General features: G+C 71.3%; 7 protein-coding genes and 1 pseudogene. 4 read left to right on the top strand and 4 right to left on the bottom strand.

Features of this window, described 5'->3' with window-relative positions; genetic code table 11:
* Positions 1-1003, bottom strand: a pseudogene (locus CX1_RS11715) (hypothetical protein); the annotation flags it as partial.
* A complete protein-coding gene (locus CX1_RS11710) occupies positions 1000-2127 on the bottom strand; it encodes an NUDIX hydrolase (RefSeq protein WP_060925718.1) in 1128 nt (375 codons plus the stop codon). The pseudogene CX1_RS11715 and the gene CX1_RS11710, both read right to left, overlap by 4 nt.
* Before the next feature lie 166 nt (positions 2128-2293).
* Here CX1_RS11710 and CX1_RS11705 point away from each other — a divergent pair, with 166 nt between their 5' ends.
* The 4 genes from CX1_RS11705 to CX1_RS11690 all read left to right on the top strand — a co-directional run bounded on the left by CX1_RS11705 (position 2294) and on the right by CX1_RS11690 (position 5562).
* Complete coding sequence (locus CX1_RS11705; protein ID WP_060925721.1) at positions 2294-3715, top strand: CCA tRNA nucleotidyltransferase; 1422 nt, start codon at positions 2294-2296, stop codon at positions 3713-3715.
* A 77-nt stretch (positions 3716-3792) separates the two neighbouring features.
* The gene (locus CX1_RS11700; RefSeq protein ID WP_231129997.1) at positions 3793-4356 is read left to right on the top strand and encodes a YqgE/AlgH family protein; all 564 of its coding nucleotides are present in this window, start codon (positions 3793-3795) and stop codon (positions 4354-4356) included.
* A 25-nt stretch (positions 4357-4381) separates the two neighbouring features.
* Positions 4382-5197, top strand: coding sequence for an AzlC family ABC transporter permease (locus CX1_RS11695; protein ID WP_432264159.1), 816 nt, complete (start codon positions 4382-4384; stop codon positions 5195-5197).
* Positions 5197-5562 (top strand): branched-chain amino acid transporter permease, encoded by a 366-nt coding sequence (locus CX1_RS11690; protein ID WP_046649622.1) that lies wholly within the window; start codon positions 5197-5199, stop codon positions 5560-5562. Before CX1_RS11695 ends, CX1_RS11690 begins: the two co-directional genes overlap by 1 nt.
* Positions 5563-5652: 90 nt before the next feature.
* Here CX1_RS11690 and CX1_RS11685 read toward each other — a convergent pair whose 3' ends face one another.
* Both CX1_RS11685 and CX1_RS11680 read right to left on the bottom strand, forming a co-directional pair.
* A complete protein-coding gene (locus CX1_RS11685; RefSeq protein WP_082719349.1) occupies positions 5653-6765 on the bottom strand; it encodes a DUF695 domain-containing protein in 1113 nt (370 codons plus the stop codon).
* Between the two features lie 186 nt (positions 6766-6951).
* Positions 6952-7941 carry a bile acid:sodium symporter family protein gene (locus CX1_RS11680; protein ID WP_060925717.1) on the bottom strand — a complete coding sequence of 330 codons (990 nt, stop codon included), beginning with the start codon at positions 7939-7941 and terminating at the stop codon, positions 6952-6954.
* Between the last annotated feature and the right edge of the window lie 125 nt (positions 7942-8066).

The following is an 8066-nucleotide window of genomic DNA, read 5'->3' as shown; positions in this document are numbered from 1 at the left end:
TGACGTCGAGGAGCTCGGGATCCACGGCCACGCACGTCGAACCGCGCAGCGCGGGACCCGCGGGGCCAGCCAACTCGGATTCCAGGGCGCCGAGCAGGCCGTCGAGGCGGCCGCCGGGCGACAGCTCCGCAGACAGGGACTCCCCCGACAGGATCAGTTCGGGGCGCCCGGGCGCATCGCCGGTCTCGCCGGGCACCAGCGGCACGTTCGCGGCCAGCGGCCAGACCACCGACACCGGCGCGGGTTCGGCGGTCGTGCCGGGCGCCGACGACTCCGCGGCTCCGGCGTCCCCGGAATTCCCGCTCTCCCCTTCATCCCCGCCGTCCCCGGAATCGGCCCCTTCATCGGTTGACGGGCCGTCGGCGTCCGCGTCGCCGTCGGAAAGCGGCGCGTCGACCGGGACGAGGGTGCGGGTCTCCGCGAGGAACTGATCGATGTCCTCGCCCGGCCGCCCGTTGGCGTTGATCAGCACCGGGTAGACGCCCGGTTCCGCGATGCCCAACCCGCGCGGCGCATCGGCGGCCAGCGGCACCGACAGCGTCAGGGTGCGCGACTCCCCCGCGGCGAGGTCGAAGCCGTCGCGGAAGGACGTGGCCACGCCGAAGGTCTGCTCCGGGGCGGCCATCGCCGTGCGCGCCTCGGCGGCGCCGGCCAGTGCGTCGGCGCGCTGCATGCGCACCACGATGTCATCGATGCCCGCGTCGGAGGTGTTCTCCACCGTCAGCCGGACGCTCAACGTGCCGTCGACCTCGGGGTTCTGCGGGGTGATCGTGTCGATCGACAGCGACAGCGCACCACGATCGGCCACTCGCCCGGCATCGGCGCCCCACTGCGACGAAATCGACGGGTCCGACGGGTCGATCGGCCACGGCGGCGGCGCGGCGGCGGCCCCGGGCGGCCCCAGCGGGCCCGTGGGCGCGACGGGACCGGCGGCGACGGCCAATGCGCCCGCCGCCACCGCCGCGATCAGGCGCACCCGGCGGCGCCCCCCGGCGCGGGTCACCTCGGCGTCGCCCTTCCGGCGTCCTTCTCCGCCTTGGCCAGGTCGGGCAGCAGGTCGTGGGCGCGCCGGGCGAGTTTACGCTCGTCGGCGTACGCCAGGCGCTCGACCAGCGTCGATGCGGGGAACCAGGTCACCTCGGTGACTTCGGGGTCCTCGTCGTTGAGGTCGCCGTCGACGTAGCGCAGCAGATGGTGGTGCACCGTCTTGTGGATGCGCGTGCCGTCGGAGATGAACCAGTAGTCGATGACGCCCAGCTCGGCGATGACCTCGCCGTGGATGCCGGTTTCCTCCCACACTTCGCGTTCGGCGGTGGAGTCGTGCGCCTCGCCGGGCTCGACGTGGCCCTTCGGCATGGACCACAGCAGGCGTCCGCGGCGGTCGAGGCGGCCGATCAGCGCCACGTAGACGCGGTCGAGGTCGACGCTGCCGTCGTCATGCACGGCCTCCGCCAGCCCGGAGACCACCAGTCCGCCGGCCGACGTTTCGATGGACGTGCGCATGCGATCGCGCTGCTCCGCGCCGCGCTGCGGTCCGCGCCCGCCTGCGGGGCGGCGTCCGGGGCGTCCCTTGGACTGGCCCGCTTGACGACGCCGCTGCCCCGACCGTCCGCCGCCCGACTTCGAACCCGGGCGTGACGACGACTTGCCGGAGCCGTCCTTGGCCCGATCCTTGGTCCCGTCCTTGGCCCCGGAGTCGCCGCGGCCGGCGTTGCCGCCGGAGGCACCGGAGCCCCCGGAGCCGCCGGAACCCTGGCCGCGTCCGCGGCCGCCGCGCCGGCGGCGACGGGAACGGCCGCCGGAGCCCGAACCGTCCCTGGAGTTGCCGGAATCCTTGCCGGAATCCTTGGCGCCGCTATTCGCGCCGCCCTTCGCTCCGCCGGAACGCGCGCCCGACTTCTCCGACTGCCCCGAATGGCGGGACTGCCCCGACTTGCCCTGCTGCCCGGATTGACTGGACTTGCCCGACTGCCCGGAACCTCCGGACCGGCCGTCGCCGGAACCCTGCCCGGAGTTCTGCTTGGCCCCCTGGCCGCCGTCCTGGGGGCGGCCGCTGCGGCGACGCGAACGTCGGCGGCGCCGACGCTGCGGCCCCGCCGTCCCCTCGTTCTTGTCGGCATCGCTCATTCCACACAGACTACCGGGCCGCCCCGAGCCTGCGGGTATTGTGTCGCACGTGACCGACGCCCCGACTCCCCAGCACACCCCCGCCCACGGCGACGACGGCAATCACGGCGACCGCGGCGCACACGGCCACGGCGCTGCCGTCGACGCGGATCTGCGGCGGACGGCGATGCTGGCGGTGGCGGATCAGGCCATCGGCCGGGAGGCCGACCTGCTGGCGCCGTTGGCCGCCGCCTTCGCCGAGCACGGGCATTCGCTGTACCTGGTGGGCGGTTCGGTGCGCGACGCTCTGATGGGGCGGTTGGGCAACGACCTCGACTTCACCACCGGCGCGCGCCCCGACGTCGTGGCCGCGATCCTCGAGTCCTGGGCCGAGACCACGTGGGACACCGGCATCGAGTTCGGCACCGTCTCCGCGGAGAAGAAGGGCCGCCAGGTGGAGATCACCACCTTCCGCGCCGACGTCTACGACCAGGTCAGCCGCAACCCGGAGGTCACCTTCGGCGACACCCTCGAAGGGGACCTGGTCCGTCGCGATTTCCGCTGCAACGCCATCGCCGTGGAACTCCACGCCGACGGCACGCGCTCGTTCCGCGACCCGCTGAACGGCTTCGACGACGTCGTCGCCGGCGTCCTGGACACCCCCGGCCCGCCGGAGGTCAGTTTCGGCGACGACCCCCTGCGGATGCTCCGCGCCTGCCGCTTCACCTCGCAGCTCGGGTTCGCGGTCTCCGATCGGGTCCGCGCCGCCATGACCGAAATGAACGGTGAAATCCGCCGCATCACCGTCGAACGCGTCGGCGCGGAACTGGACAAGATGATCCTGGGCGCCGACCCGTCGTCCGGCATCGACCTGATGGTGGACACCGGCCTGGCCGACCACGTCATCCCCGAGATCCCCGCCATGAAGATGACGCAGGACGAGCACCGGCAGCACAAGGACGTCTACCAGCACTCCCTGCAGGTCATGCGCCAGGCCATCGAACAGGAGGAGCCCGGCGAACCCGACCTGGAACTGCGTTGGGCGGCGCTGCTCCACGACTGCGGCAAGCCCGACACCCGCGCCTTCACCGACTCCGGCAACGTCTCCTTCCACCACCACGAGGTCGTCGGCGCCAAGCTGGTGCGCCGCCGCCTGCGCAAGCTGAAGTACCCGAAGCGCGTCACCGAGAACATCGCGCAGCTGGTCTACCTGCACATGCGCTTCCACGGTTACGGCGACGCCGCCTGGACCGACTCCGCCGTGCGCCGCTACGTCACCGATGCCGGCCCTCTCCTGGAGAAGCTGAACAAGATCGTGCGGGCGGACTGCACCACGCGGAACCGTCGTAAAGCAGCGCGATTGGCCCGAGCCTGCGACGACCTGGAAACCCGCATCGCCGAACTCGCCGCCGCCGAGGATCTGGCCAAGGTGCGCCCCGACCTCGACGGCAACGACATCATGGAAATCCTCGGTCTCGGCCCCGGCCCTGAAGTCGGCCAGGCGTGGAAGCACATGAAGGACGTGCGCCTGGACCAGGGGCCGCTGGAACGCGAAGACGCCATCCTCGAGCTCAAGCGCTGGTGGACCGAACGCGACACCCGGGCATAATGGGCGGGGTGGAGCAGGAAAACCTTTTCGGAGACCGACTTTTCAATTGCCTCGAGCGCAACGACCCCGCCGCGGGCATGCTGCTCGTCGCCGCGCCGGGCATGGAGTCGCCGGAATTCGCCCGCAGCGTCGTGTTCCTCATCGAGCACGACGAAGGCGGCACCCTCGGCGTCGACTTGACCACCCGGTCGCAGACGCCCGTGCACAACGTCCTCGAACCGTGGGCCGGGCTGATGTCGAAGCCGCCCGTCGTCTACGTCGGCGGGCCCGTCAACCCGACGCAGCCCGTGTGCGTCGGCGTGCTGCGCACCGGCACCGACCTGCCCGAGCGGGTCGACGAGGCCACCGGCGCTCCCCTGCTGGAAAAGCTCGCGCACCGGTTCGCGCTGGTCAACCTGGGCGTCGAGCCGGACGCCGTCACCGAGCACATCGACGGCGCCCGCCTGTTCGCCGGGTACGCCGGCTGGGCGCCGGGGCAGCTGCACGACGAAATCGAGCGCGGCGACTGGTACGTCGCCCCCGCCCTGCCCAGCGACGTTCTCGCACCGGGCGCGGCCGACGTGTGGGGCGACGTCATGCGCCGCCAGCCGTGGCCGCTGCCCCTGTACTCGACCTACCCCGTCGACGTCCGTGACAACTGACGGGACGGCGGGTCCCGGCTCGCCCGTGCCCGGCTCGCCTGTGCCCGCGCCCGCCGACCCCCACCCGATCCGCGGCGGCATCGTCGAGGCGTGGCCGGTGGGCCTGGGCCTGATCCCGCTGGGCCTGGCGTTCGGCGTGCTGGTGACGCAGACGAGTTTCGAGTGGTGGTGGACGCCGCTGTTCTCCATCATCGTCTACGCGGGGTCGATGGAATTCCTGGCGATCGGCCTGGTCATGGCGCACACCGGGCTGCTGGGGTCGGCGGTGACGGCGTTCATGGTCAACTTCCGGCACATCTTCTACGGGCTGACGTTCCCGCGCGACGTCATCGGCGCGAAGCCGGGCGGCAGCCGGATCCTGCGCGGTCTCGGCCGGACGTATTCGACGTACGCGCTGACCGACGAGTCCTACGCCATCGCCTCGGCCCGCCCCGCCGGGGCGCCGCCGCTGACGGGTGCGCGCTTGTTGAGCATCCAAGTGTTCTGCCAGTTCATGTGGGTGATTTCCGGCATCGTCGGTGCGCTTTCGGGCCGTGCGCTGCCGGAGGGCCTGGTCGGTTTCGAGTTCGCCTTGACCGCCCTGTTCACGGTGCTGGCCATCGATGCGTTCCGCGTCAACCGCGATTGGTCGCTGCCGGCGTCGGCGGTGGCGTGCGTCGGCGTCGGGTGGCTGGTCAATCCGGGCCAGATGCTGGTCATCGGCCTGGTTCTGTACTTCGCGGTGTTGCTCGCGCGCGTGTGGTCGCCGCGGCTCGACGCCGCGTTGACGTGGCGGTCCGGCACGGTTCCGCTTGACGACGCCCACCTCCCCGCCACAGACCCCCGCACGGAGGCACCGTGATGCCCGGTTCAGGTTATGTTCTGGCGTCGTTGCTGGTCATGGGCGCGGTGACGGTGGCGTTGCGATGGGCTCCGTTCGCCTTCATCCGCGTGCTGCGGGGTTCGGAGCTGGTGCGCTTCCTCGGCGTGACCATGCCCGTCGGCGTGATGGTGGCGTTGGTGGCGTACACGCTGGTCGACCGGATGGGGCTGGTCGGCGGTGGTGATGCGGCCGCCGGTGGCGCCGCCGGCGATCCCGGCGGGTGGTGGGCCGCTCCCCTGGCGCTGGCGGTGACGGTGATCCTGCATTTGTGGCGGCGCAATGCCGCGGTGAGCATTCTGGTCGGCACCGCGCTGTACGTGGTGCTGGTCAACGTGGTCGCCTGACCCGGCACTCGCGAGCCTTCGGCCCCCGCTCTCGGCCCCGCCCCATACCTTCCGATTGGCCGGCGCCCATGCGCGGAAGCGGTCGGGCGCCTACGCGCGCAGGTGGCCCACGCGCTCCCAGGCCGGGTCCTCGGCCGCCACGATCTCGTGGTCGCCCTCGGCCCACGTGTCGGTCAGCGCGGCCAGGCGCTCCGTCGCGTCCGTCTCCGGGTCGACGTAGAAGTGCAGCAGGCGCATGCCGTCGGCCGTCTCGGCGGCGGCGACGATGCCGTCGTCGGCCAGCGTCGCCATGGCCTCCTCGCCGAAGTCCGCCAGCGCCTTCGCCGACGCCTCGCCCGCCTGTCCGTCATCGAGGACGTCCGAGAACAGCAGCTGCACCACCACATGGCGGGTGAACAGGGGGCCGAGCAGCGGCGACAGCGGCGCACGCGTGCCCACCATCACCGGCTTGCCGTCGGCCTGGCCCTGCAGCGTCATCCACCGCGGGCACGCCCCGGCCAGCCGATCGATGAACCCCGGAAGATCCGACAACGGCATCGCGCCCTCCGGCTCCTCCGCCGAAAACGCGAAGGCCCGCAGCCACAGGCCGAAGTCCTCTTCGCCCAACGCCAACTGCAGCAGCATGAAACCGACGTGGGCGACGTCGCGCTCGCCCTCCTCGCCGGCCTCCATGAACCGCGCGAACACCGGGTGGAACAGTCGCACGTCGACGACGCCCTGACCGGCGGCGACGGCGACGCGCCCGTCGGCGGGGTCGATCTCGTGGCCCGCCCACGTCACCGTGGACACCGGCTCGGCGGTGCGCAGGTCGGTGAACGACCACACCGGGCCGTCGTCGGGCGCGGCGTCGAGCCACCGGCGCGCGATGTGGCGGACCTCCGGATCACCGGCGGCGGTCACCGTCAGCAGGTGCCGCGAGAACGGCTCGCCCGCCCCGAAACCCCACACCAGGCGACCGTCGATCGCCCCGATCCGCGGGCCGACCTCGGCCTGGATGTCGAACGGCTCCGCATCGCCGAAACCGCCGCCGCCGAAATCCGCACCGCCCGTGAACGCCCCGTCCAGGCGGTTCGCGCCCTCCGCGGACCACCAATCCCAAAACGCCGCAATCGCACCGTCGCGGGCCGCGGCCGCGGCACCGTCCCCGGCGTCCCCTCCGGCCGCGCCCGCAGCGTTTCCGGTCGTTCCCGGCGTATCGGTCATGGTGGCACTCCCCTTGTCGGCGACCCGTGGCTGTCGCCGACCACGCTACGTCACCCGGCGGCATCTCTCAGGTCGGGCACGCGACCGCCCCTCCCCGGGTTGGGCGGCGAAATGGCCGTCGTCAAGCAGAAAATGAGAAAGGCGCACCGGCCCGAAGCCGATGCGCCCACCCGAGCCCCGCCCCCGTCAACTGACGGCGTCGGCGGTGGCGCGTTCCTCGAACTCCTTGCCCCATTTGGCGGCGTAGACGGCGCACATCATCAACTGGATCTGGTGGAAGATCATCAGCGGCAGGATGATCACGCCCGCCCCGCCGGACCCGAAGATCACCGCCGCCATCGGCAGGCCCGTGGCCAGCGACTTCTTCGAACCGCAGAACTGGATGGCGATCTGATCGCGGCGATCGAAGCCGGCCTTGCGCGCCATGAACCCCGACAGGCGCAGCAGGAACTCCACCAGCACCACCGACAGCACGCACAAGATGACGATGTCCATCACCGGCACGCGCGACCAGATGCCGTCGACCATGCCCTCGGAAAATGCCACGTAGACGACCATTGCGATGGAGATGCGGTCGACGTTCTTCGTCGCCTTCGCCGCCGCGAACTTCAGCGTCCACCGCCGCAGGAGCTGGCCGAGGACGAACGGCAGCAGCAGCTGCAGCGAAATGTCCAGGAAGACCGACCCGTCGACCTTCACGCCGCCGCCGGTGGCCATGAGCAGCATCACCAGCACCGGCGTGATCACGATGCCCAGCAGGTTCGACGCCGACGCGCTGACGATCGACCCGGCGACGTTGCCGTGCGCGATGGACGTGAAGTTCACCGACGACTGCACCGTCGACGGCACCAGCGTCATGTACAGGATGCCCATGTACAGGCCGGGCGCGAGGATCCAGTCCAGCGGCTTCATGGCCAGGCCGAGGATGGGGAACAGCACGAAGGTGAACGCGAGGATCATCAGGTGCAGCCGCCAGTGCTTGAGGCCGTCGAGGGCCTCGCGCGGGCTCAGGCGAGAGCCGTAAAGGAAGAACAGCAGGCCGATGGCGATTTTCGTGGCCAGGCCGAAGCCCTCCGCGAAGGCGCCGCGGGCGGGCAGGAAAATCGCGATGATCACGGCCAGCACGATCATCACGATCAGGGGATCTGGGCGCCACGAGCGCAGACGGTTCCACATGGGGAACAAGGTTATCCCGTGGGTCGGGCGGACGCGCCGGTTACGGCGTTTCTGCGGTGGGGTCGGTTGGCGGGGCGGTCTGAGTGCCGGATGGTGCCCGTTGGCGACGGCTGGCGGCCGGTTCG

This window comes from Corynebacterium xerosis NBRC 16721 = ATCC 373, assembly GCF_001552415.1.
GTDB lineage: Bacteria > Actinomycetota > Actinomycetes > Mycobacteriales > Mycobacteriaceae > Corynebacterium > Corynebacterium xerosis.
Note: the sequence above shows the minus strand (reverse complement) of the source record. Positions and strands in the feature narration are given on the sequence as shown.